This window comes from Novosphingobium piscinae (assembly GCF_014230355.1).
Lineage (GTDB): Bacteria > Pseudomonadota > Alphaproteobacteria > Sphingomonadales > Sphingomonadaceae > Novosphingobium > Novosphingobium piscinae.
Window position 1 is genome coordinate 159,278 of record NZ_JACLAX010000004.1, and the last position, 23,908, is coordinate 183,185.

At 70.3% G+C, this 23,908-nt stretch carries 24 protein-coding genes; 13 read left to right on the forward strand and 11 right to left on the reverse strand.

Annotated elements, in window-relative coordinates; translation table 11 throughout:
• Positions 1-4: 4 nt before the first annotated feature.
• Genes H7F53_RS06030 through H7F53_RS06045 form a run of 4 tightly spaced genes read left to right on the forward strand, consistent with a single transcriptional unit; the run spans position 5 to position 2,989 of the window.
• Entirely contained in the window at positions 5-547 is a 543-nt protein-coding gene (locus H7F53_RS06030) for a DUF1285 domain-containing protein (protein ID WP_185678568.1), read from the forward strand.
• Complete coding sequence (locus H7F53_RS06035; protein ID WP_185678569.1) at positions 544-1,140, forward strand: CoA pyrophosphatase; 597 nt, start codon at positions 544-546, stop codon at positions 1,138-1,140. The genes H7F53_RS06030 and H7F53_RS06035 overlap by 4 nt, the downstream gene beginning before the upstream one ends.
• Positions 1,133-2,302 (forward strand): CCA tRNA nucleotidyltransferase, encoded by a 1,170-nt coding sequence (locus H7F53_RS06040; protein WP_185678570.1) that lies wholly within the window; start codon positions 1,133-1,135, stop codon positions 2,300-2,302. The genes H7F53_RS06035 and H7F53_RS06040 overlap by 8 nt, the downstream gene beginning before the upstream one ends.
• A gap of 42 nt (positions 2,303-2,344) precedes the next feature.
• The gene (locus tag H7F53_RS06045) at positions 2,345-2,989 is read left to right on the forward strand and encodes a retropepsin-like aspartic protease family protein (protein ID WP_185678571.1); all 645 of its coding nucleotides are present in this window, start codon (positions 2,345-2,347) and stop codon (positions 2,987-2,989) included.
• A 1,387-nt stretch (positions 2,990-4,376) separates the two neighbouring features.
• Here H7F53_RS06045 and parC read toward each other — a convergent pair.
• From parC to H7F53_RS06070, 5 genes are all read right to left on the reverse strand, one after another.
• Positions 4,377-6,665: a DNA topoisomerase IV subunit A gene (parC, locus tag H7F53_RS06050; protein ID WP_185678572.1), complete on the reverse strand. Its 2,289-nt coding sequence runs from the start codon at positions 6,663-6,665 to the stop codon at positions 4,377-4,379.
• A gap of 140 nt (positions 6,666-6,805) precedes the next feature.
• Complete coding sequence (locus H7F53_RS06055; RefSeq protein WP_425498155.1) at positions 6,806-6,997, reverse strand: Flp family type IVb pilin; 192 nt, start codon at positions 6,995-6,997, stop codon at positions 6,806-6,808.
• 103 nt (positions 6,998-7,100) lie between these two features.
• Entirely contained in the window at positions 7,101-7,433 is a 333-nt protein-coding gene (locus H7F53_RS06060) for a 2Fe-2S iron-sulfur cluster-binding protein (RefSeq protein ID WP_185678573.1), read from the reverse strand.
• A gap of 27 nt (positions 7,434-7,460) precedes the next feature.
• Positions 7,461-8,534, reverse strand: a complete 1,074-nt coding sequence (locus tag H7F53_RS06065) for a cysteine desulfurase family protein (RefSeq protein WP_185678574.1) — start codon at positions 8,532-8,534, stop codon at positions 7,461-7,463.
• Positions 8,531-9,571 carry a cysteine desulfurase family protein gene (locus H7F53_RS06070; RefSeq protein WP_185678575.1) on the reverse strand — a complete coding sequence of 347 codons (1,041 nt, stop codon included), beginning with the start codon at positions 9,569-9,571 and terminating at the stop codon, positions 8,531-8,533. Before H7F53_RS06070 ends, H7F53_RS06065 begins: the two co-directional genes overlap by 4 nt.
• A 136-nt stretch (positions 9,572-9,707) precedes the next feature.
• On the opposite strand from H7F53_RS06070, the gene H7F53_RS06075 reads away from it, so the two are divergent.
• Positions 9,708-10,364: an alpha/beta hydrolase gene (locus H7F53_RS06075; RefSeq protein ID WP_185678576.1), complete on the forward strand. Its 657-nt coding sequence runs from the start codon at positions 9,708-9,710 to the stop codon at positions 10,362-10,364.
• Positions 10,365-10,482: 118 nt separating this feature from the next.
• Here H7F53_RS06075 and H7F53_RS06080 read toward each other — a convergent pair whose 3' ends face one another.
• Positions 10,483-10,683, reverse strand: a complete 201-nt coding sequence (locus H7F53_RS06080; RefSeq protein WP_185678577.1) for a hypothetical protein — start codon at positions 10,681-10,683, stop codon at positions 10,483-10,485.
• Between the two features lie 100 nt (positions 10,684-10,783).
• Between H7F53_RS06080 and H7F53_RS06085 the strand changes: the two genes are divergently transcribed.
• Complete coding sequence (locus H7F53_RS06085) at positions 10,784-12,643, forward strand: DUF885 domain-containing protein (protein WP_246438586.1); 1,860 nt, start codon at positions 10,784-10,786, stop codon at positions 12,641-12,643.
• 22 nt (positions 12,644-12,665) lie between these two features.
• Here the strand turns inward: H7F53_RS06085 and H7F53_RS06090 are convergent, their stop codons facing one another.
• Positions 12,666-13,022, reverse strand: coding sequence for a hypothetical protein (locus H7F53_RS06090; RefSeq protein ID WP_185678578.1), 357 nt, complete (start codon positions 13,020-13,022; stop codon positions 12,666-12,668).
• Positions 13,023-13,192: 170 nt separating this feature from the next.
• Positions 13,193-14,803: a phosphoenolpyruvate carboxykinase gene (locus H7F53_RS06095; RefSeq protein WP_185678579.1), complete on the reverse strand. Its 1,611-nt coding sequence runs from the start codon at positions 14,801-14,803 to the stop codon at positions 13,193-13,195.
• Positions 14,804-15,088: 285 nt separating this feature from the next.
• Between H7F53_RS06095 and H7F53_RS06100 the strand changes: the two genes are divergently transcribed.
• From H7F53_RS06100 to H7F53_RS06130, 7 genes are all read left to right on the forward strand, one after another.
• On the forward strand, positions 15,089-15,841 hold the full coding sequence (locus H7F53_RS06100; protein WP_185678580.1) for a response regulator transcription factor: 753 nt from the start codon (positions 15,089-15,091) through the stop codon (positions 15,839-15,841).
• A complete protein-coding gene (locus H7F53_RS06105) occupies positions 15,822-17,393 on the forward strand; it encodes an ATP-binding protein (RefSeq protein WP_379542883.1) in 1,572 nt (523 codons plus the stop codon). The genes H7F53_RS06100 and H7F53_RS06105 overlap by 20 nt, the downstream gene beginning before the upstream one ends.
• The gene (locus H7F53_RS06110) at positions 17,393-17,803 is read left to right on the forward strand and encodes an HPr kinase/phosphorylase (protein ID WP_246438588.1); all 411 of its coding nucleotides are present in this window, start codon (positions 17,393-17,395) and stop codon (positions 17,801-17,803) included. The genes H7F53_RS06105 and H7F53_RS06110 overlap by 1 nt, the downstream gene beginning before the upstream one ends.
• Positions 17,804-17,882: 79 nt before the next feature.
• Positions 17,883-18,806 carry an RNase adapter RapZ gene (rapZ, locus tag H7F53_RS06115; protein ID WP_185678582.1) on the forward strand — a complete coding sequence of 308 codons (924 nt, stop codon included), beginning with the start codon at positions 17,883-17,885 and terminating at the stop codon, positions 18,804-18,806.
• Positions 18,807-18,867: 61 nt separating this feature from the next.
• Positions 18,868-19,272, forward strand: a complete 405-nt coding sequence (locus tag H7F53_RS06120) for a PTS sugar transporter subunit IIA (RefSeq protein ID WP_185678583.1) — start codon at positions 18,868-18,870, stop codon at positions 19,270-19,272.
• Positions 19,273-19,328: 56 nt separating this feature from the next.
• Positions 19,329-19,601 carry an HPr family phosphocarrier protein gene (locus tag H7F53_RS06125; RefSeq protein WP_379542871.1) on the forward strand — a complete coding sequence of 91 codons (273 nt, stop codon included), beginning with the start codon at positions 19,329-19,331 and terminating at the stop codon, positions 19,599-19,601.
• Positions 19,602-19,659: 58 nt separating this feature from the next.
• Entirely contained in the window at positions 19,660-20,475 is an 816-nt protein-coding gene (locus H7F53_RS06130; protein WP_185678584.1) for a TrmH family RNA methyltransferase, read from the forward strand.
• Positions 20,476-20,681: 206 nt separating this feature from the next.
• Here H7F53_RS06130 and H7F53_RS06135 read toward each other — a convergent pair whose 3' ends face one another.
• The 3 genes from H7F53_RS06135 to recR form a co-directional block, all read right to left on the reverse strand.
• Entirely contained in the window at positions 20,682-22,118 is a 1,437-nt protein-coding gene (locus tag H7F53_RS06135) for a DNA recombination protein RmuC (RefSeq protein ID WP_185678585.1), read from the reverse strand.
• Between the two features lie 395 nt (positions 22,119-22,513).
• Positions 22,514-23,083: a peptide deformylase gene (gene def, locus H7F53_RS06140; RefSeq protein WP_185678586.1), complete on the reverse strand. Its 570-nt coding sequence runs from the start codon at positions 23,081-23,083 to the stop codon at positions 22,514-22,516.
• 223 nt (positions 23,084-23,306) lie between these two features.
• Positions 23,307-23,903: a recombination mediator RecR gene (gene recR / locus H7F53_RS06145; RefSeq protein ID WP_185678587.1), complete on the reverse strand. Its 597-nt coding sequence runs from the start codon at positions 23,901-23,903 to the stop codon at positions 23,307-23,309.
• Positions 23,904-23,908 lie beyond the last annotated feature (5 nt).

Here is a 23,908-nt window from a genome sequence, read left to right on the forward strand (position 1 = left end):
CACCATGCCCTATGAGCCCCCTCCCGAACTGACCGCCCTGTCGCTGGGCGAGATCGCCGATCTGGTGACGGCGCGGCGGCTCCCCCCGGTGACCGACTGGACCCCGAGCGAGACGCTCGACAGCGGGATCGAGATCCGTGCCGACGGCAGCTGGTATCATGAGGGCGGGCGGATCGAGCGCCCGGCCATGGTGCGCGCCTTCTCCAGCCTGCTGATGCGCGATGCCGCGGGTGACTACTGGCTGTGCACCCCCCACCAGCGCCACGCGGTACAGGTGGTCGACGCGGCCTTCGTCGCGGTCGACGTGGTGGCGCGCGAGGGTGCGCTGGTGTTCCGGCTGAACACCGACGACCTGATCGTCGCCGGGCCGGACCACCCGCTGCGCGCCGCCGGAACGGCCGAGCAGCCGGCGATCTACCTGGGCGTGCGGCATGGCTGCGAGGCCCGGATCAACCGCAGCACCTGGCTCCAGCTGGTCGAGCTGGCCGACGGGGACGACTGGGCCGTGACCAGTCAGGGCCTGCGCTTTCCGCTGGTGCCGGCATGACCGGGCTCGCCGCGCGGCTGGCCGGGCTGCACCGGATCGGGGCGGCGCGCGACGATCTGGCGCTGACCAGCGACCCCCGGATCGCCCCCGGACAGACCGCGTTCCGCGAGGCCGCGGTGCTCGTCGCGGTGACCGAGCGGCCCCGCCCCGGCGTGCTGCTGATCCACCGCCCCTCCAACATGCGCGCCCATCCCGGGCAGGTGGCCTTTCCCGGCGGCAAGTGCGATCCGGGCGAGACCGCGGTCGAGGCGGCGCTGCGCGAGGCCCACGAGGAGCTGGGCATCCCGCCCGCGGCGGTCACCGTGGTGGGCACCGGCGATCTCTACCTGACCGGCTCGGGCTTCGCGATCACCCCGGTGATCGGGGTGATCCCACCCGACCTGCCGCTGGTCCCCAACCCCGCCGAGGTGGCCCAGTGGTTCGAGGCGCCGCTGGACTTCGTGCTCGATCCGGCCAATCACCGCGAGATCCCGACCGAGTGGGAGGGGCGGCCGCATGCCTATTGGGAGATCACGTGGAACGAGCACCGCATCTGGGGCGTGACCGGCGGCCTGGTGGTCAATCTGGCGCGGCGGCTGCGCTGGCATGACTGAGCTCCCCGCCGCTGCCTGGACCGAACGGCCCGACCTTCATGCGCTGGTCGCCGCGCTGGGCGCGGGCAACGCGCGCTATGTCGGCGGCGCGGTGCGCGATACGCTGCTTGGACTGGCGGTGAAGGACATCGACATGGCCACCCCGTTGCCGCCCGATGCGGTGATGGCGCGGCTGGCCGCGGCTGGCATCCGCGTGGTGCCGACCGGCATCGCGCACGGCACGGTCACCGCCGTGCTCGCGGCAGGCCCGGTCGAAATCACCACCCTGCGTCGCGACGTCAGCACCGACGGGCGCCACGCCACCGTGGCCTTCGCGGCGGAGTGGGAGGAGGATGCGGCGCGGCGCGATTTCACGATCAACGCGCTCTATGCCGATCCCGTCACGCGCACCGTGCACGACTGGTTCGGCGGGCTGGCCGATCTGGCCGGCCGGCGGGTCCGGTTCATCGGCGAGGCGGCGCAGCGGATCCGCGAGGACCACCTGCGCATCCTGCGCTATTTCCGCTTCCAGGCACGCTTCGGCTCGCTCCCCGCCGATGCCGAGGCCGAGGCGGCCTGTGCCGAACTGGCGCCAATGCTGAAGGGCCTGTCGCGCGAACGCGTGGCGATGGAACTGCTCAACCTGCTGGCCCTGCCCGATCCCGCCCCCACCCTCAGCCGCATGGCCGCGCTGGGCGTGCTGACGGTGATCCTGCCCGAGGGCAACCCCGCCGGACTGCCCGCGCTGGTCGCGGCCGAGCAGCGCGAGGCCGCAGCGCCCGATCCGCTGCGCCGGCTGGCGGCGCTGCTCCCGGCCCAGCCGGCACTGGCCGATCAGGTCGGGGCGCGGCTGCGGCTGTCCACCGCGCAGCGCAAGCGGCTGGTCACCGCCGCCGCGCGCGCGGCCGAGCCGGCGGAACCGGCCCGCGCGCTGGCCTACCGGCTGGGTCTGGTCGAAGCGAGCGATCGGCTGCTGCTGGCCGGCGCCAGCCTCGCCCCGCTGCATGGCTGGACCATGCCGCGGCTGCCGCTGAAGGGCGGCGACATTGTCGCGCGCGGCATCGGCGCCGGGCCCGAGGTGGCGCGCGTGCTGCGGGCGGTCGAGACGCGCTGGGTGGCCGAGGACTTTCCTGCGGGCGCCCGCGTGCAGGAGCTGCTCGACGCGGTGCTGGCCGGACGATGAGTCAGGCTGCCGACAGGTGCGCCCGGGCATAGCATGGGCGGCATGGACCTTGCCCCGCTTGGCCAATACCTGCTGAGCCAGCCGCTGCTGGCGCTGGCCCTGCTCGCCATGGCGCTGGTGCTGGTCGGCGGGCTGCTGCGGCGGGTTTTCCCGCTGCTTGGCGGGCTGATCCGCGGGATCGGCAATGTCGGCCTGTTCGGCGCGCTGCTGCTCACCGTCATGCAGATCGTCCGGGTCAACCAGACCGTCGATTTCGGGGTGCCCCAGCTCGGGCTGCCAACCCAGCAGGTGAGCGGGCGTGAGACCCGCGTGCCGATCGCCCGCGACGGCCATTTCTGGGTCAAGGCCACGCTCAATGGCACCCCACAACGCTTCCTCGTCGACACCGGCGCGACGGTGACCGCGATCTCGCCCGAGGTGGCCGAGACGGCCCGCGTCACCCCCCAGCCGATGCGCCAGCCGATCCTGCTGCGCACCGCCAACGGGACGGTCCCGGCCCAGCTGGTGACGATTGGCGAGGTGCGCATCGGCAATGTCGTCGCCCGCGATCTCGATGCCGTGGTCGCCCCGGGCTTGCAGGGCACCAGCGTGCTGGGGATGAACTTCCTGTCGCGGCTGGCCTCTTGGCGGGTCGAGGGCCGCACCCTGATCCTGGTGCCGCACCATCCGCAGGAGGATGGGGGCTGAGCGACGGGAAGCGGGCCAGCGGTAGAGACCATGTCGGCAGCAATGGTTCATCCCCGGCCCGGCAAGGCTGAACAGGTTGACACGGTTGACACGGTCCAGATGACAAAGGCACCGCCACATGCCGGAGGTTGTGACCGGGTAGGATCGAGGCATGGCCATGACGGGACTGTGCCATCGCGGCGGCGGGTAGGAAAATGCGCGAGGCGGAAGCGGCGCCCGGCCGGGCGGCAACGCAGATCTGTCTTGCGGCAGCGGGCATGCCAAGGGGGCAAGACACCTGGGATGCCCGGTTGTGACCAGGGCCGGTCATTTAACGCCAGAATGGCGGAGGTCCGCTTTCGCCGGATACCCGTCATCCCGGCGAAGGCCGGGATCGCTCGCCTCCCCGTGGAAGATGCCAGCCTGCGCTGGCATGACGGGATGGAGGGGAAGGCTGACTTCGGCTCGGCGGGTTGCGCCGAATATCCGTCATCCCGGCGAAAGCTGGGATCTCTCACCCCGCCGCAGAAGATGCCAGCCTGCGCTGGCATGACGGGGTGGAGGGTCAGGCCGACATGGGCTCAGCGGGTTGCGCCGAACATCCGTCATCCCAGCGAAAGCTGGGATCTCCAGCCTCGCCGTGGAAGATGCCAGCCTGCGCTGGCATGACGGGGTGGAGGGTCAGGCCGACATGAGCTCGGCGGGTTGCGCCGAATATCCGTCATCCCGGCGAAAGCTGGGATCTCTCGCCCCGCCGCAGAAGATGCCAGCCTGCGCTGGCATGACGGGATGGAGGGTCAGGCCGACATGGGCTCGGCGGGTTGCGCCGAATATCCGTCATCCCAGCGCAGGCTGGGATCTCTGGCATTGCCGCAGAAGATGCCAGTCTAAGCTAGCATGACGCTGGGTTTGGCTCTGATCAGACAATGAGCGACAGCCCCGTCCACCCCAGCTACCCGCGTCCGCTATCCACCAAAGTCGGCCGGTTTCGATCGATTGAAGGATTGGCGATTTGGGGGTGGGAAAGGGACGTTAGCCCTCTCCCATTGCCTTCGGCGGCCTTCGGCTCAGGGGAGAGGGTTGGGAGAGGGGCAAGCGCGCATCGCCGACCCAAGACCAATTCGCACGCCCGCAAATTGGCACATTACTAAAGCCATCGTCGTCCCGGGCTTGCCTGCCCTGGCGGAGGTCGGGGACCCGGGACAGGGCTGTCCTTCCCCAACCGTGGCCACGCAAGCCCTGCCCCGGCTCAAGGCCGGGGCGACGATCAGGGGGTGATCGTGTACTCTGTGCGGAGAGGAGCTGAATGGCTAATTCTGGGCGTGAGCTGCCGTTCAGCGACGGAAGCCTGAACGACAATCAAGTCCCAGCCCCTGCCGCGCACCAGCATCCGGCCGCTTATTTGCCCCTAGAACCTGTTGTCGCGCGGGAACCCGTTGGGCGGCATGCGCCCGGCGGCGCCGCGGGCGACCTTCCACAGGCGCACGTCGCTTTCGGTGCGGGTGCGGCCGCTTTCGCCGCCCATCTTCCAGCTCAGCCCATCCTCGAGGCGGATCGTGATCGCATCGGACAGGCCGCCCTCGCGGAAGCGTTGCAGCGCCACGCCCTGGCCCTTGGCCATGACCGGCATCTCGGCAAGGCTGAAGATCACCAGCTTGCGGTTCTCGCCCACGGCGGCGACGTGGTCGTGCTCGGGCGGGATTTCGCGCACGATCATCAGCCGCACGCCGGGCTTGGTGCTCATCACCCCGCGGCCCTTGCGGGTCTCGGCCAGCAGCTCGTCCATTTCCGCCACGAAGCCGCGCCCGGCATTGCTGGCCAGCAGCAGCTGGGCCTTGGGCCGATAGACCAGCACGGCGATGATCTGCGCCGCCGCATCGATATCGACCATGGTCCGTACCGGTTCGCCGAACCCGCGCGCCGAGGGCAGCTTGTCGGCACCGAGCGTGTAGAACCGGCCATTGTCGCAGGCCAGCAGCAGCTTGTCGGTGGTCTGGGCGTGGAGCACGAAGGCCGGGCCATCGCCCTCCTTGAACTTGTAGTCCTTGTCGAGCGGCTCGTGCCCGCTGGCGCCGCGGATCCAGCCGCGCGCCGAGAGGATCACCGTGACCGGGGCCTTCTCGATCATCGCGTCCATGTTGAACTCGCGCGTCGGCGCGGCCTCGGCGATGGTGGTGCGGCGGCGGCCCAGCGGCGTGTCGGGGCCATACTCCTTGCGCAGCGCGGTGAGGTCGCGCTTCAGGCGGGTGCGCTGGCGGGCCGGGCTGTCGAGCAGCTTCTGCAGCTCGTCCTGCTCGGCCAGCAGCTCGTCGCGCTCCTGCCGCAACTCCATCTCCTCGAGCTTGCGCAGGGAGCGCAGGCGCATGTTGAGGATCGCCTCGGCCTGGCGGTCGGTCAGGTTGAACTCGGCCATCATCACCGGCTTGGGCTCATCCTCGGTGCGGATGATCTCGATGATCCGGTCAAGGTTGAGGTAGGCGACGATGTAGCCTTCGACCAGCTCGAGCCGCGCGGCGATCTTGTCGAGGCGGTGCTGGCTGCGGCGGACGAGGATGTCGATCTGGCTGATGATCCATTCCTGGAGCAGCAGCTTCAGCCCGAGCACGCCCGGAGTGCGCTGGGCATCGAGCACGTTCATGTTCAGCCCGAAGCGGCTTTCCAGGTCGGTCAGCTTGTAGAGCGATTCCTTGAGCAGCTCGGGATCGACGTTGCGGCTCTTGGGCACGAAGACGATGCGGATCTGCTCGTCGCTCTCGTCACGGATGTCCTCGAGGATCGGCAGCTTCTTGTCGGCGATCAACTGCGCGACCTGCTCGATCAGTTTGCTCTTGGGGAGCATGTAGGGGATCTCGGAGATGACCAGCTGCCACTGGCCGCCACCCAGCTTCTCGATCCCGGTCTCTTCCCAGTTGCCGGCCGCGTCGCGCCCGGTCGAGAAGCGCCCGCGCACCCGCAGCGCGCCCTTGCCGGTGGCATAGGCGGCGCTGATCGCCGCCGGGCTGTCGACCACCACGCCGCCCGTGGCGAAATCGGGGCCGTGGAACACCTCCATCAGCTGGGCATGCTCGGCATGGGGATTGTCGATCAGCAGCAGCGTCGCATCGACGATCTCGGCGACGTTGTGGCTGGGGATCGAGGTGGCCATGCCCACCGCGATGCCCGAGGAGCCGTTGGCCAGCAGGTTGGGGAACAGGCCGGGGAAGATCTCGGGCTCTTCCTCCTCGCCGTTGTAGGTCGGGACGAAATCGACCGTGCCCTCGTCGAGGCCCGCCATCAGGCGGATCGCCGTGCGGGTCATCCGCGCTTCGGTGTAGCGGTAGGCCGCGGCGTTATCGCCGTCGATGTTGCCGAAGTTGCCCTGCCCTTCGACCAGCGGGTAGCGCAGCGACCAGTCCTGCGCGAGGCGGACCATCGCGTCGTAGACCGAGGCGTCGCCATGCGGGTGATACTTGCCGATCACGTCGCCGACCACGCGGGCCGATTTCTTGAAGGCCCCGGTGGGATCGAGCTTGAGCTGGCGCATCGCCCAGAGCAGGCGGCGGTGGACCGGCTTCAGCCCGTCGCGCAGGTCCGGCAGCGAGCGCGCGGTGATGGTCGACAGGGCATAGACGAGGTAGCGCTCGGACAGCGCGCTGTCGAACGGAGCATCGACGATGGCGTCGAACGGATCGGGCTCTTCGGTGGTGGTGCTCGGCATCGCCTGATGCCGTAGCACTGCGGGGGCCGGCTCGAAAAGCCGGCCCGCCGCGTCATCCCCGGCTTATGCACGCCCGCAGCCACGCCGTAAACGCCCCTGCCCCCCGGCACGGGCGCTGACGCGCGCGGACAGTCATCGCGTCAGGCGTTGGCCGCCTGGAGCCGCGACGAGGTCTTCTGGAAGGTGGTGTTGAGCTGCGTGCCGAGCCCCGAAACGGTGGTCATCACGGCCACGGCGATCAGCGCGGCGATGAGTCCGTATTCGATGGCAGTGGCGCCGGCGTCGTCGCGCAGCAGCTTGTGCAGGAAAGGCATGGTCTGGTCCCCGATCATGTGCGGCGGCTACCCCAGCCCCCGAACGTGCCCGGTCATAGGTCGCAGAGGTTAACAACTAACGAAAGTTATCGGTCCGGACAGGCATGGCCGGGCGCGCGGGTCAGAAGCGCTGGATGTTGCGCGCCTCACCGGGAATGCGCACCTCGAGCCCGTCGAGCGCCTCGGTCAGCACGATCTGGCAGGCCAGCCGGCTGGTCCGCGCGACCCCGGCCGCCAGGTCGAGCATGTCCTCCTCGTCGTCCGAGGCCGGCGGCAGCCGGTCGAACCAGTCCGGGGCGACGATGACGTGGCAGGTCGAGCAGGCCATCTGGCCCTCGCAGGTGCCCTCGAGCGGCATGCCGATGGCCTGGCCGACCTCGAGCAGGCGCTGCCCGGCCGTGGCCGTCGCCACCTTGCGCTCGTCCTTGTCGTTCACGAAACAGACCGCCACCATCGTCTTACGCCCCCGAAGACCCGACCCTCATTGCCTCGCTGCCGCCGCGGCAATCCGCGTGCAGGCGGCGACCACCTCCGCCATCCTCGTGTAGCGACCGAACCCGAGCCGCAGGGAGCTGCGGGCCGCCGCCTGGTCCAGCCCGATCGCCTGCAGCACGTGGCTGGGTCGCCCCGAGCCACTGGCACAGGCCGAGCCGGCCGCAAAGCCAATATCGCGCAAATCGGACATAAGTCGGGCAAGGTCCAACCCGTCCTTGCGGACATTGAGGTTGCCGCGCCACCGCTGGACGGCATCGCCGTTGAGGGTGAAGCCGGGCAGCGCCGCACGGGCCGCCTCCCACAGCGCCGCAACATGGCGGGCATCCTCGTCCTGCCGCGCCACGGCCAGCGCCGCCGCGGCGCCGAACCCGGCGCACAGCGCCGGGCTGAGGGTGCCGGCGCGCAGCCCCTGCTCCTGCCCGCCGCCAAGCTGCTGGGGGGTGAGTGTCACCCCGTCGCGCAGCCACAGCGCGCCGATCCCCTTGGGGCCGTGGAGCTTGTGGGCGGAGACCGCGATCAGATCGGCCCCGGCGGGCGGCGCCAGCTTGCCCGCCCCCTGCACCGCATCGCACAGGAACAGCGCGCCGCCGGCCCGGGCGCGCTCGGCCAGGCGGGCGACCGGCTGGATCGTGCCGATCTCGTTGTTGACCTGCATCACCGCGACCAGCCCGGTGCCGGGGGCCAGGGGAACCTCGGGATCGAGCTGCCCGGCCGGGTCGACCGGCAGGACCTGAAGCTCCGGATCGACCGCGCGGGCCGGCTCCAGCACGGCAGCGTGCTCGATCGCGCTGACCGCGAGGCGCCGCGCGCCGCTGCCCCGGATCGCCAGGTTGAGCGCCTCGGTCGCGCCGCTGGTGAAGATCACGCGTCCGCCCGGCGGAAACAGGGTCGCCACCTGTGCGCGCGCTGCTTCGACCGCGGCGGCGGCGGCGCGGCCGGCGCGGTGCGGGCTGTGCGGGTTGGCGAAGCTGGTGGTCTCGGGCCCGCCCAGCCAGGCCAGCATGGCCTCGCGCGCCTCGGGCGCCAGCGGCGTGGTCGCCTGGTAGTCGAGATAGATCATGCCGGCACTGCCATCGCGCACCAGGCGGCGACGAAGCGGTCAACCTCGGCCAGCGTGGTCTCGCGGCCGAGGCTGACGCGGATCACCTCGCCTGCCGCGCGCGCATCGAGCCCGCTGGCGGCCAGCACGTGACTGGTCCGCAGGCTGCCCGAGGAGCAGGCGCTGCCGGCCGACACCGCGATGCCCTGGGCATCGAACCGGATCAGCTGCGCGGCGGCCGAGACCCCGGGCATGCGGTAGGCCCCGATGGTGGCGAGCCGCGGCGCGGCGCCGGCGATCACCGTGCCCCCGGCGGCGGTGATCCCCGCGTCCAGCCGGGCGCGCAGCGCACTGGCGGCGGCAAGCCAATCCGCCCCGGCCTCGAGCGCGGCGACCATGGCCAGCACGCCGGGGAGGTTCTCGGTCCCGCCACGATAGCCGCGCTCCTGTCCGCCCGCCGGGCGCAGCAAGGCCCAGTCGCGCACCAGCAGCGCGCCCACCCCGATCGGGCCGCCGAACTTGTGCGCCGACAGCGCGATGAGGTCGGCCGGCGGCAGGGCCAGTTTGCCCGCACTCTGGGCGCAATCGGCCAGCAGCACCCCGCCCGCGCCGCGCACCGCGGCGGCGATCTCGGCCAACGGCTGGATCACCCCGGTCTCGTTGTTGACGTGCTGCACCGCGACCAGCCCCGGCTGCCTGCAGCCCTGCGGATCGACCAGGCCGAGCGCGTCGACCGGCAGCAGCGCGGCCTCGCCGCGGTGGCGCAGCACGGCCTCGTGCTCGACCGCGGTGAGCGCCGCCAGCGGCAGGACCGACTGGCGGATCGCCAACGCCAGCGCCTCGCTCGCCCCGCTGGTGAAGATCACCTCGCCGGACCAGCCCAGCATCGCCTTGAGCCGGCCGCGCGCGTCCTCGAGCAGCGCCCGCGCGGCGCGCCCCGCGGCGTGCGGGCTGGACGGATTGGCCCAGCGCGCGAACCCTTCGTGCAGCGCCGCCTGCGCCGCGGGCAGCAGCGGCGTGGTCGCGGCATGGTCGAGATAGAGCGAATGTGCGGTCATCGGGGGCAAAACGTTGCTTTCAGGCGAGTGCTTTCTATATAGCGCTCTCCTTCCATTCCCAGCCCCATCCGCCCCGGCACCCGCAAAGACGCGAGGCCGCGGCCGAGGCGCAACCCGAGGCAGAGCCCGCACCACCATGCCAGCTGTCATCTTTCCCGGACCCGAAGGCCGCCTCGAAGGCCGCTTCCAGCCCGCCTCGCGGCCGCGCGCGCCCGTTGCCATGATCCTGCATCCGCATCCCCAGGCGGGCGGGACGATGAACGACCGCATCACGATGGCGCTGTACAAGACCTTCCAGGCCCGCGGCTTCGCCACGCTGCGCTTCAACTTCCGCGGCGTCGGCCGCAGCCAGGGCAGCTTCGACAACGGCATCGGCGAGCTGTCGGACGCCGCCGCCGCGCTCGACTGGGTCCAGTCGATCCATCCCGAGGCGACCACGACCTGGATCGCCGGCTATTCGTTCGGCGCGCTGATCGGCATGCAGCTGCTGATGCGCCGCCCGGAGATCCGCGGCTTCATCTCGATCGCGCCGCCGGCCAACATGTACGACTTCAGCTTCCTGGCGCCCTGCCCGGCTTCCGGCATCATCGTTCAGGGCGCCGCCGACACGGTGGTGACCCCTAACGCGGTGCAGAAGCTGGTCGACAAGCTGCGCACGCAGAAGCACATCACGATCCACCACGACGAGATCCCGCGGGCCAACCACTTCTTCGAGAACGAGCTCGACGACATGATGCTGTCGGTCGACAAGTATCTCGACTTCCGGCTCAGCCCGGACTGCCCGATCCGCTGAGCGGAGGAACGGACCCGCGTCGTCGTCCCGGCCTTGCGCCGGGACCGGTACCCGGATCGAAACAGCCCCGCGCCGACGAGGCCGGCGGTCCCGGGTCGGGCCCGGGACGACCACATCGTCAGTCCGGCCTCTGACCGACCGGGGCCGACCCGCCGGAGGTGGGCAGCACCCAGATCGCGACATTGGCCGCCATCACCACGGCCAGCACCAGCATCAGCGCCACCTGCTTGCCCGGCCCGCCGCGGCGCCACAGCACCAGCGCGCCGACCGGCAGCGCGAGGACCATCAGCATGGCGAGCGACAAGGCGATATCCTGCATGGCCGCGCTCTAGCGCGCCGCAGCGCCGGGTGGAAGATGCCGGGCGCGCGATGGCGCCGGCAGGTTTGACACGACGGCCCACCACGGCCAGCATCCCACCATGACCAGCACTGCCCTGTCGCGCCGCGCGCTGCTTGCCCGTTCGGGCTCGGCCGCGGCCCTCGCCGCCGCCCCCGGTTTCGTGACCGCAGGCCACGCCGCCCCGCCCCCCCCGCTGCCCACCGCCCCCGGCGACGCCCGCGTCGCCGCCCTGCTCGACCGGGTGGCCTGGAACCTGCTGACGCTGGAACCCGAGCGCGCCACCGCGCTGGGGCTCGACAAGGGCGCCCATGCCGCGCTGCGTGGCCGGTCGAGCGATCGTTCCGCGACGGGGCGCGCGCGGGCGGTGGCCCTGCTCAAGGCTGATCTGGCGGCGACGCAGCGCCTGCCGCGCCTGCCGCTCAGCGCAGCCAGCCAGACCCATCTGGCCGTGGTGCAGAGCGCCTACCGCACCGCCCTCGACGGGTTCGCCCTGCCCTATGGCGATGTTGCGATCGGCAGCTGGCGCAACAGCCCCTACGCCGTGATCCAGAACGTCGGCGCGTGGATCGACGTGCCGCGCCTGCTCGAGGCCGATCAGCCGGTCGGCTCGCGCGCCGACGCCGAGGCCTGGCTGGCCCGGCTGGCCGACATGGCCCCGCAGCTCGATGGCGAGACCCAGCGGATCGCCGCCGCGCGGGGGATCGGGCTGGTTCCGCCCGCCTTCCTGCTCGACAAGACCATCGCCCAGATGGGCCAGTCGCTTGCCGCCTTCGCCGGCGACGGCGGCAGCCTGCTGCACAGCTTCGCCGGGAAGACCGCCACCCTGCCCGGGCCGTGGCGCGCGCGGGCGCAGGGGCTGCTGCGCGAGCGGGTGGTTCCGGCGCTGGAGCGCCAGCTGGCCGAGCTGCGCCGCCAGCGCGCCGTCGCCACTGCCGCGGCCGGGATGCGCGGGCGCCCCCATGGCGAGGCCTGGTATGCCTGGGGCCTGCGCGCCGGCACCACCACCACCCGCACGCCCGAGGACATCCACCGCATCGGCCGCGCCCAGCTGGCCGAGCTGCAGGCGCGGATGGAGGAGATCCTGCGCGGGCTGGGCCTGACCAGCGGTTCGATCGCCGCGCGGATCGACGCGCTGCAGAAGGACGCGCGCAATGCCTTCCCGACCGGCGACGAGGGCCGCCGCCAGATCGTCGCCTACATGCAGGACCGGGTCGACTGGGCGCGCGCGCAGATGCCGCGGGCCTTCCGCCGTCTGGTCGGCGGCAAGCTCGAGATCCGCCGCCTGCCCGAGGCCGAGGAGATCGGCGCGCCGCCCGCCTATGGCGGGGCCGGAGCGATCGACGGTTCGATCCCCAGCCGGATCTGGGTCAACCTGCGCGACACCGCCATGCACAACCGCGTGACCATCCCCGACCTGGTGTTCCACGAAGGCATTCCCGGCCATGTCTGGCAGGGCGAATACACCCAGACCATGCCGCTGATCCGCTCGCTGCTGGCGTTCAATGCCTACAGCGAAGGCTGGGCGCTGTACGGCGAGCAGCTGGCCGACGAGCTGGGCGCCTATGATGCGGATCCGGCCGGGCGGCTGGGCTATCTGCAGGGGTTCGCCTGGCGCGCGGTGCGTCTGATCATCGACACCGGGATCCATGCCATGGGCTGGAGCCGCGAGCAGGCGCTGGCCGAGTTCACCGCCGCCACCGGCCTGCCGGAATCCACCGCCGTGTCCGAGGTGGAGCGCTACTGCGCCTGGCCGGGCCAGGCCTGCGGCTACAAGATGGGGCAGAACGAGATGGTCGCCCAGCGCGAGCGGGCGCGCGCCGCCCTCGGCGCCCGTTTCGATCTGCGAGACTTCAACCAGGCGGTGATCGACGGGGGCAATGTCCCGCTTGACGTGCTGGCGACCAATGTCGCCGGCTATGTCGCCGCGGCGCGGGGCTGAGACCCCGCGCGCCGCGGTGCGCTCAGCTCCCGAACAGGCCCTTGGCCATGCCGGCAAGATCGTTGAGCGGGTTGCCGTCGCCGTCCTTGTCGAGCATCCCCGACAGGCCCGCCAGCGCGGAGTTGCCCTGCAGCAGTTGGGCAAACTGGCCAAGCGAGCCCTCGCCGCCGATATGCCCGACGATCTGCTGGAGGATGGCCGGATCGATCCCGGTCTTGCTTGCGGCCAGCGACACCGTGTCCTCCGGAGCCTGATGCGCGGCGCCGAGCGCGGCAATGGCCTTTTCCGCCAATGCCGGATCAAGCCCCACCTTGGCCGCCAGATTGGCAACATCGACGTTCTGGGTCACCTGCCCGAGAATTCCATCCAGCATGCTCATCGCGATCGCCCTTCCGGCTTGAGGATAGCGCGGATGATCCGCCGCGCCGGGACCGCCAGCAAGTAAAAACCCCGGTAACAAACACGGCGCCATCCGCGGGGATGGCGCCGTGCTGCAACCTCGCAGGCCGGCCGGACCTGGTCCCGGTCCGCCGCCCCGCGCGGTCTGGATCAGGCTGCGACCGCGCCCACCGGGGCCGCCGCGCGGACGCCTTCGTCGACATGGTCGGCGAACTGGGCGAAGTTGTCGATGAACTTGCCGACCAGGTCCTGCGCGGTCTTGTCATAGTCGGCCGGGTTGGCCCAGGCCCCGCGCGGATCGAGCAGCGCGCTGTCCACGCCCGGCACCGCCACCGGCACCTCGAACCCGAAGTTGGGATCCTTGCGGAAATCGGCGGTGTTGAGCGAACCGTCGAGCGCGGCATTGAGCAGGGCACGGGTGGCCTTGATCGGCATGCGCTTGATGCCTTCCATCGTGGCCTTGCCGCCCGACCAGCCGGTGTTGACCAGCCAGCACTTGACCCCGCCCCTGGCGATCCGCTCCTTGAGCAGGTTGCCGTAGACCGAGGGATGGCGCGGCATGAACGGCGCGCCGAAGCAGGTGCTGAAGGTGGCCTCGGGCTCGGTCACGCCGATCTCGGTCCCGGCGACGCGCGCGGTGTAGCCCGAGAGGAAGTGGTACATCGCCTGGTCCGGGGTGAGCCGGGCGATCGGCGGCAGCACGCCGTAGGCGTCGGCGGTCAGGAAGATCAGGTTGGCCGGCACCGGACCGAGGTTCTCATCCGAGCAGTTCGGGATGAAGTCGATCGGATAGGACCCGCGGCTGTTCTCGGCCAGCGAATTGTCGTCCAGGTCGATCTCGCGGGTGACCGGATCGATCACCACGTTCTCGAGCACGGTGCCGAAGCGCTTGGTGGTGGCGAAGATTTCGGGCTCGGCCTCGGCCGAGAGGCGGATCATCTTGGCATAGCAGCCACCCTCGAAGTTGAACACGGCCGTGTCCGACCAGCCATGCTCGTCATCGCCGATCAGCGTGCGGCTAGCATCGGCCGAGAGGGTGGTCTTGCCCGTGCCCGACAGGCCGAAGAACACGGCGGTCTTGCCGTCCGGACCGATGTTGGCCGAGCAGTGCATCGGCATCACGCCCTTGGTCGGCAGCAGGTAGTTGAGAATGCCGAAAACCGACTTCTTCATCTCGCCGGCATAGGCCGTGCCGCCGATCAGGATCAGCTTCTCGGAGAAGTTGACCGCGATCACCGTCTCGCTGCGCGAACCGTGGCGCGCCGGATCGGCGCGGAAGCTGGGCAGGTCGATGATCGTGTATTCGGGCACGAAGCTGGCCACCTCGGCCGCGCTCGGGCGCACCAGCAGGGTGCGGATGAACAGGTTGTGCCAGGCGAACTCGTTGATCACCCGCACGTTGACGCGGTGCTCCGGCTGCGAGCCGCCGAACAGGTCGGCGACATAGAGCTGGTCCTTGTCAGCCAGCGCGGCGAGGAAATCGGCCTTGAGCGCAGCAAAATGCTCCGGGGTCATCGCGACGTTGGTCTTGCCCCACCACACGGTGTTCTCGGTCTCGGCATCGCGGACGATGAACTTGTCCTTGGCCGAGCGGCCGGTGTGCTTGCCCGTCGCCACCACGAAGGGTCCGTCCTTGGCCAGCACGCCCTCGCCGTTGCGGACCGCATGCTCGACCAGGGGGGCCGTGCCGAGATTGGCGAAGACGGTTGCGCTGGTGGAGATGCCCTGGCGGTCGAGCGGATGGAAGAGGGTAGCAGTCAAGGTCGTCTCCCTGGTAGCGGGACCGGCCCCGGCTGGCCGGGAGCGGCGCAGGAATAAGTCTCCGCATAGGTATGCGCGAGTCTGGCCGCGCATAGTGCAAGGGGGGGCAAGCGTCAAACCCGCGTGGTTAATTTCCCCGCACTTGTGTTCGCCCTGTCGCTACGGAACGCAGGCCCTGGCGCGCGGAGCCGGCGGGCGGCCACCACCGATCGATTTGCAACCCGCGCCGGCCTCGGCTAGTCGCCTTGGTTCCGGGAGGAAGCCAGAGCGAAAGCCCCACCGCGCATGCCCGCAAGCTCCGATCCAGTGCCCCCCGCCGCCGACGGCCGCCAGGTCATCGCCCTGGTCGACGATGACCGCAACATTCTCACCACGGTGTCGATCGCGCTCCAGGCCGAGGGCTTCGCCACGCGCGTCTACACCGATGGCCAGACCGCGCTGCGCGCGCTGCTCGACAATCCGCCGGACCTCGCAATCTTCGACATCAAGATGCCGCAGATGGACGGGTTCACGCTGCTCGAGCAGTTCCGCGCGCGCTCCAGCCTGCCGGTGATCTTCCTGACCTCGAAGGACGAGGAGCCCGACGAGGCCCGCGGGCTGGCGTTGGGCGCTGACGACTACATCGCCAAGCCGTTCAGCCAGCGCCTGCTGGTCGCCCGGATCCGCGCGATCCTGCGCCGGACCGAACTGGCGCGCAGCGCCGCGGAGGCCGACGGCGATCCGGCCGAGGCCGACCAGGTGGTGCGGCGCGGCCGGCTCGAGATGGACCCGCCGCGCCATCTCGTCACCTGGGATGGCAAGCCGGTGGCGCTTACCGTCACCGAGTTCCTGATCCTCGAGGCGCTCGCCACCCGGCCAGGCGTGGTCAAGAGCCGCAACCAGCTGATGGACGCGGCCTACAACGACGACGTGTTCATCGACGACCGGACGATCGACAGCCACATCAAGCGGCTGCGGCGCAAGTTCCGCGAGGTGGACCCCGAGTTCTCGGGCATCGAGACGCTCTACGGCGCGGGCTATTCCTTTGCCGACAGCTGAGCGCGATGATCAACCCCGTCCCGAGCGGCTGTTCTGGACCCGCCGCTTCTCGCTGACCGCGCGCATCCTGGCGGTGAACCTGATCGTGCTGGGGCTGATGGGCGCCAGCGTGATCTACCTCGACAGTTACCGCAAGCAGCTGATCGCCGAACGCTTCAAGCTGGCCCGCTCCGAGGCCCTCATCATCGCCGATGCCCTCGCGGAAACCCCGCGCAGCGAGCGCAAGCCGCTGTTGGCACGGATCGGTAGCGAACAGATGCTGCGGCTGCGGCTGTACGACGCCAAGGGCCGGCAACTGGCCGACAGCTTCCTGATCGCCGACGAGCCGGGCTTCACCTTCGTCGATCCGGCGGGCGAGCCCTGGCCGATGAAGGCGGCTCAGGTGATCGATGACGCGATGGACCGGGTGGTCGGCGCCCCGCCGATCCCGGACTATGTCGAGGCCGCCATCGCCACGGCCGACGCCTGGCCGGAGATTCGCGAGGCGCGCGAGAGCGGCGAGGTTGCGGTCCGTCTGCGTCGCGCCCCGGATCGCACGCCGGTGATCACGGCCGCCGTGCCCTATGGCGAGCGCGACGAGATCCTGCTGACCACGCGCAATGCCCGCGATATCGTCGAGAAGGTGCGCTATGCCCGCCAGACCCTGGCGATCGTGATCGGGATCGCCCTGGTCATCTCGATCCAGCTCTCGCTGTTCCTCGCCCGCACCATCGTGCAGCCGCTGCAACTGCTGGTGCGCGCCGCGGTGCGCGTGCGGCTGGGGCGTGAGCGCGAGGTGGTGGTACCCCGCCTGCCCGAGCGCGGTGACGAGATCGGCCTGCTCGCCCGCGCCATCTCCGACATGACCGCCGCGCTGCGCCAGCGGATCGACGCGGTCGAGAGCTTCGCCGCCGATGTCGCCCACGAGATCAAGAACCCGCTCGCCTCGCTGCGCAGCGCGATCGAGACGCTCGGCAAGGTCGACGATCCCGAACTGCGCCGCGAGCTGACCCGGATTGCCGCACACGACGTGCGGCGGATCGACCGGCTGGTCACCGAGATCGCCGACGCCAGCCGGATCGACGCCGAACTGACCCGGACCGCGTTCGAGCGGGTCGACCTGGTCGCACTGACCACCGCGATCGTGCGCAGCCGGGCGGAGCGGGGGATCGACGGGGCGGTGCGGATCGAGCTGGTCCATGCCCGCCCGCAGTGCCGGGTCCTGGGCGATCCGGCCCGGCTCGAGCGGGTGCTGCTCAACCTGATCGACAATGCGGTGTCGTTCTCGCCACCAGACGGCCGGATCGAGATCGCGACCGCAACCGGCGGCGGTCGGGCCCAGGTCAGCGTGACCGACGACGGCCCCGGCATTCCCGCCGAAGCGCGCGACAAGGTGTTCGAGCGGTTCCACTCGCTGCGGCCCGAGAGCGAGGATTTCGGCAGCCACAGCGGGCTGGGGCTGGCGATCGCGCGGACCATCGTGACCGCGCATGACGGCACGCTGACCGTGGCCGACCGCCCTGACGGACGCCCCGGCGCCCGGCTGGTGATCGACCTGCCGGAGGCCGGATGATGCTCCACCAGGCCACCTGTATCGCCCTGTCCGGACGCGGCGTGCTGATCGAGGGGCCGCCGGGCAGCGGCAAGTCGAGCCTCGCCCTCGCCCTGATCGACCGCGGCGCCGAGCTGGTGGGCGACGATGGCGTGCTGCTGCGCGCCCGGGAGGGCCGCCTGCACGCCGGCCCCGCCCCGGCCACGGCCGGGCTGCTCGAGATCCGCAATCTCGGGATCCTGCCCCGGCCACACCGGACCGACTGCGCGATCGCGCTGGTCATCGCGCTCGATTCCGCCGCGCCGCGCTTCATCGCGCAGGCCGCCACCCGCACCCTGCTGGGGATCACCGTCCCGCTGGTTCACCTGTACCCCGACAGCCCCGTGCTGGCCCTGCGCGCCGAAGCGGCCCTGGCGCACTACGGATGCTGAGGCCGCGGTCCGGCTGCGACGCCCCGCCGGCGTTCGTGCCGGTTTACAATCCTGCGCGGGACGATCAAACCGGATGGCGATGAGCGCCGCCAGTCCCCCCGATTCAGCCCAGCGCGTGCTGCTGGTCACCGGCCTGCTCGGCGCCGGCAAGACCACCGTACTCAAGGTGCTGGAGGACCTCGGCTGGGAGACGATCGACAATTTCCCGATCCGCCTGCTCGCCCAGCTGGTCGGCCCGGCCGGACGCAAGCCCACCGAGCAGCGCCCGCCGCTGGCCATCGGCTTCGATTCCCGAACCCGTGGGTTCGACCCCAACCGCATCATCGAACAGGTCAAAGGCCTCAGCGCCCGCGCCGATCTTGAGGTGACCACGCTGTTCCTCGATTGCTCGGGGCAGGAGCTGGAGCGCCGCTACAACGAGACCCGCCGGCGCCACCCGCTGGCGATCGACCTGCCGGCCAGTTCGGGCATCGCCGCCGAACGCGAGCTGCTCGAACCGTTGCGGCGCTGGGCCGACATGGTGATCGTCACCACCGACTTTTCGTCGAACCAGCTCCAGCAGCTGGTGCGCGAGCGCTTCGCCCCGCTGTCGGACCAGAAGCTGACCGTCACCGTCTCCAGTTTCGGCTTCTCGCGCGGGATGCCGCCGGTGGCCGATCTGGTGTTCGACATGCGCTTCCTTGACAATCCGCACTGGGACGCCGCGCTGCGTCCGCTCACCGGGCGCGACCCTGCGGTGGGTGACTATGTCAGCCGCGACCCGGCGTTTCCCGAAGCCTTCACCCGGATCCGCGACCTCGTCCTGTTCCTGCTCCCGCGCTACGAGGCGCAGGGCAAGGCCTATGTCCACATCGCCTTCGGCTGCACCGGCGGACGGCATCGTTCGGTGTTCGTCGCCGAGCAGATGGGGCAAGTCTTGCGCGAGGCGGGATTTTCCCCCACATTGCTGCACCGCAACCTCGCGTCACGCGCCGCCGACCTGGTCGAAGGCGGCCCCGCGTGAGCGCCGGGGAGCGCGGCCGGTTCGCCCGGTCTGACGCGAAACTTCGGAGCGCATTCTTTTCATGATCGGGCTGATCCTCGTCACACACGGCAATCTTGCCGAGGAGTTCGTCCACGCCATGCAGCACGTGGTCGGCCGGCAGGACGCGGTGGCGACGGTCTGCATCGGTCCGAACGACGACATGGAGCGGCGGCGCCGCGAGATTGCCGACGCGATCCGCGAGGTCGACAGCGGCGCCGGAGTCATCGTGCTGACCGACCTGTTCGGCGGCACGCCCTCCAACCTCGCCATCTCGCTGATGCAGGCGGGCAAGGTCGAGGTGATTGCGGGGATCAACCTGCCGATGCTGATCCGGCTCGCCGGGGCCCGCAAGACCATGGACGTGACCGCCGCGGTGATCGCCGCGCGCGATGCCGGACGCAACTATATCACGATCGCCTCGGAGTTCCTCGGTCAGGATGCCTGACCCGGGGACCGGCAACGGCGGCATGACGAGGATGACCCAGCGAGGGGATTGCACGAGTGGCCAGCGAAACTGTCGAGATAGTCAACCAGCGCGGGCTCCACGCCAGGGCCAGCGCCAAGTTCGTCAACGCCGTGGCCAAGCTGCCCGACGGCATCGCGGTGAAGGTGGCCAAGGACGGGACCGAGGCGGATGGCGGCTCGATCCTCGGGCTGATGATGCTGGGCGCGGCCAAGGGCGATGCGATCGAGATCACGGTGGAAGGGGCCGAGGCCGAACTGATCCTGCCGCGGCTGGTCGGTCTGGTGAAGGACGGCTTCGGCGAGGACTGAGCCCGACCGCCCGGCCCGCCCCGCGATCCTGCCCGACATCCCGCCCGAGAGCCTGCGCGTGACCCATCGCCGTACGATCACCGGCTTCTCCAATCCCACGGTCAAGCTGCTGCGCTCGCTGCGCGACAAGAAGCACCGCAAGCGGGAAGGCAAGTTCCTGGCCGAGGGCCTGCGGCTGCTGACCGATGCGCGCGAGAGCGGACGCCTGCCCGAAATGCTGGTCATGGCGCTGGGCCGCGACGAGCATCCACTGCTGGCCGCGCTCGAGGCCGCGGTGGTCGCCACCGGGGGCAGCGTGATCGAGACCGAGGCCGAGATCCTCGCCAAGATCACCGGCAAGGACAATCCGCAGGCGGTCGCCGGCGTCTTCGCCGAATTCGACACGAGCCTCGCCGCGCTCGACCGCAGCCGCGCGCCGATCTGGCTGGTCGCCCAGGCGCTGCGCGATCCGGGCAATCTCGGCACCATGCTGCGCACCGGCGACGCGGTCGGTGCGGGCGGGCTGATCCTGCTTGACGACTGCGCGGATCCCTTCTCGGTCGAGGCGGTGCGCGCCAGCATGGGCGCGATCTTCACCCAGCGGGTGGTCCAGGCCCGCTGGGACGAATTCCACGCCTGGCTGCGCGCCGGACCGGGGCAGCTGGTTGCCGCCAGCCTGCGCGAGGCCCGGCCCTACCGCGGCGCGCCCTATGCTGCGCCGTGCTTCGTCATGGTCGGCAACGAATCGCGCGGCCTGCCCGAGGATTATGAAATGGCCTGCGACCTGCGCGTGACCATGCCGATGAAGGGCCGTGCCGACAGCCTCAACGCCGCCGTCGCCGGGGCGGTCCTGGCCTACGAGGTGCTGGCCGCGCTCGATCCCGTGGCAACCTGAACAAAACCCGTAGAGGCCATTCAGGCCATACTAACCTCGGCCCGCTAGAAGGGGCACTGCAATGCGATTGCGTTGCCCCTCCCTTGGACTTCACACCCCCGCCCCTCACCGGGCGGGGGCTTTTTTGTGGTGATGGGGCCTTGTGCCACCGCGCCTGCCGGGCTCCTCCCCGGTGGAGAGACACAGCCGCCCTAACCGAAGCCCTGTCAGGCCTGGCCGGCAGGCGGGTCCGTACCGAGCAGGCCGGCGGGTTCGATGCCTAAGCCGTACCGCGGCAGGCTTTCCACCACCGGCACCTCCTCGATCTCGCGCTTGCCGATCTCGATGTGCTTGTCGCGCAGGCGCTTGCCGGCGGACAGGACGTTGCGTTCGAAGCTGCCGACGAACTTGTTGTAGTTGTCGACCGCCGAGGTCAGGCCCGATCCGACCCGCTTGAGGTGTTCGGCCGCCGTGGCCAGCCGGTCATAAAGCTCTCCGCCCATCCGCCCGATCTCGCGTGCTTCGCGCGCCAGCCCGTCCTGGCGCCAGACCTGTGCAATGGTCCTTGCGATCGCGACGAGATTGGTCGGTGTGGCCAGCAGCACGCGGTTGCGGAAGGCGAAGTCCCACAGCTCAGGGTCCTTTTCGAGCGCGGCGGCCACGAAGTGCTCGCCCGGCACAAACATCACCACGTAGTCGGGCGCCTCCTCGAACTGGCTCTGGTAGGACTTGGCGCCCAGCGTCTGAACGTGCCCGCGCATCGAGGCGACGTGCTGCGCCAGCGCCACGTCGCGGGCCAGCTCATCGCTCGCCTCGAAGGCTTCCTGATAGGCGTTGAGCGAGACCTTGGCGTCGATCACCAGCTTCTTCTGGCCCGGGATCGCGATGATCGCATCGGGCCGCAGCCGGCCCTCGTCGGTGTCGATCGACTGTTCGGTGACGAAGTCGGTATGCTCGGCCAGGCCGCACTGCTCCAGCACGTTGCGCAGCTGCTGTTCGCCCCAGCGGCCGCGCGCCTTGGGAGCGTTGCGCAGCGAGTTGCCCAGCCGCGCGGCCTCCGCCTTCACCTGTTCCTGCCCGGCGCGGACCGATTCGATCACGCCGCGCAGCTCGCCGAAGGCATCGACCCGCTGCTTTTCCAGCTCGGTGACCTGTTTCTCGTAGCTCTGCAGCCGTTCACCCACCGGGGCGAGCAGGGTGCGCAGGCGTTCGGCGTTCTTTTCCTCGGACTGGGCAAAACGCTCCTGCGCGCGGGCGAGAAAGGCCTCCTGCGCCTTTTCCAGCACCTTGTTGCCGGCGTTCTCGAACTCGCGGCGCAGCGCGTCCTGCGCCTGCAGCAGCAGGCGCTTCTGCTCCTCGAAATTCTGGGCATCGGCCTGGAGCGCGGCAAGCCGGGCGGACAGTTCGCCCTTCTCGGCGAGCACGCGCGCCTGGTCGGCCCGGGTCTGTTCGAGCGCGTTGGTCAGGTCATCGACCCGCGCCGCGCGCTCGCTGGCCGCCGCCAGCTCGGTGATCGCGCGGCGGAACTGATCGTCGAGCGCCCGCGCCTCGGCATCGCGCGCCGTGTAGCGCTGCCGCCAGTCTGCCACAGGGCGGCTTCCGAGGAACCAGCCGAGCGCGAGGCCGCCAGCGAGACCAACCACCACGGCAAAGACAGCCACCATCTGCGAGTCCAACGCGCTTCCCCTGTTCGGAACGAACCGGGAACTACCGGTTGACGCGCCGGCTGGCAAGCGTCGCCGCCCACGAGACTGTGGGCGGAGCAACCCGGAGGGGCCGCCATGGGGCTTCCTGTCACACCCTGTCGGCCCCGCGCGTTATGCCGCGCTCTTTGAGCCCGTCACCCTGAACGCGTCTCAGGGTCCAGTGCGTCCGACAGACCGCAGCGCGAGAGGCGCGATGGATCCTGAAACCAGTTCAGGATGACGGAGGTGGGATGTGGGATGACGGAGGTGGGCTATGGGATGACGCGGTGGGGCTCGAAATGACCGGAGCGGCATGATGCCCTCACCCGGCCGCGCCGGGGACCGGGCACCGCCATCACCGCGTCAAAGCGGCCTCACGCCGCCTTGCGCAGCTTTTCCAGCTTCTTGAGCGCCATCGAGCGCTTCAGGCGCGAGAGGTGGTCGATGAACAGGATGCCTTCCAGGTGGTCCATCTCGTGCTGGAGGCAGGTGGCCAGCAGGTCGTCCATCTCCTCCTCGTGGAACTGGCCGTCGAGGTCCTGCCAGCGCGCGCGGATCCGGGCCGGACGCTCGACCTCGGCATAGATCTCGGGGACCGAGAGGCAGCCCTCCTGGTAGATCCGGTGTTCGTCCGAAGGATCAAGGATCTCGGGGTTGATGAACACCCGCGGCTCGCGCTTGGTTGGCTGGTGCGTGTGGGCATGGCCGCCGTGCGCCGTGCAGACCTCGGGTTCGGCATCGGGATCATCGGGCTGCAGATCGATCACCAGCACGCGCAGCGGCACGCCGACCTGGATCGCGGCGAGGCCGATGCCCGGGGCATCGTACATCGTCTCGAACATGTCGGCGACCAGCGTGCGCAGCTCGTCGTTGAACTCGGTGACGGGGGCCGAGACCTGCTTCAGCCGGGCGTCGGGGACTTCGATGATCTCGCGGATAGCCATGCCGTGCAGATAGTCGCGGTGGGAATGCGGTGCAAGGCGGCGGGCTGCGGGAATTGCGATCAGGCTGATCGGGCGACGGACCGCTGTCCACCAGACGACCAAGGCGGTCCCGCCAAGCCGTCACCCCCGATCCAGCGCGGCGAGCGGCCCCGATGCCGGGGCCGGGGTGGATCCAGGGTCGAGCCCGGGATGACGAGACGCTTGCCCAGCGGTTTGCCCCCACTCACCCCACTGGCCGCCGCGCCCGCAGCGCCTGGGCCAAGGTGCCCTCGTCGAGATAGTCGAGCTCGCCCCCCACCGGCAGGCCGTGAGCCAACTGGGTGATCCGGACCGGGAAGGCCTCCAGCCGCTCGGCCAGGTAGTGCGCGGTTGTCTGCCCTTCCAGCGTGGCGTTCATGGCGAGAACGATCTCGTCGATGCCGCCCTGCCCGACCCGGTCGAGCAGCTTGCCGATGGTCAGGTCCTCGGGCCGGACCCCTTCCAGCGCCGACAGCCGGCCCCCGAGCACATGGTAGCGCCCGGTGAACAGGTGCGCGCGGTCGAGCGCCCAGAGGTCGGCGACGTCCTCGACCACGCACAGCGAGCGCGGATCGCGGCGCGGATCGGCGCAGATCGCGCAGGGGTCCACCGTATCGACATTGCCGCACAGGCGGCACTCGACCAGCGCCTCCTGGACCTCGGCCAGGGCCTCGAGCAGGGTGGGCAGCGCGCTGTCGCGCCGCTTGATCAGCCACAGCACCGCGCGCCGCGCGGAACGGGGGCCCAGGCCGGGCAGGCGGGCCAGCGCGCCGGCCAGTCGTTCGATCTCTTGCGATGCCATCGCAT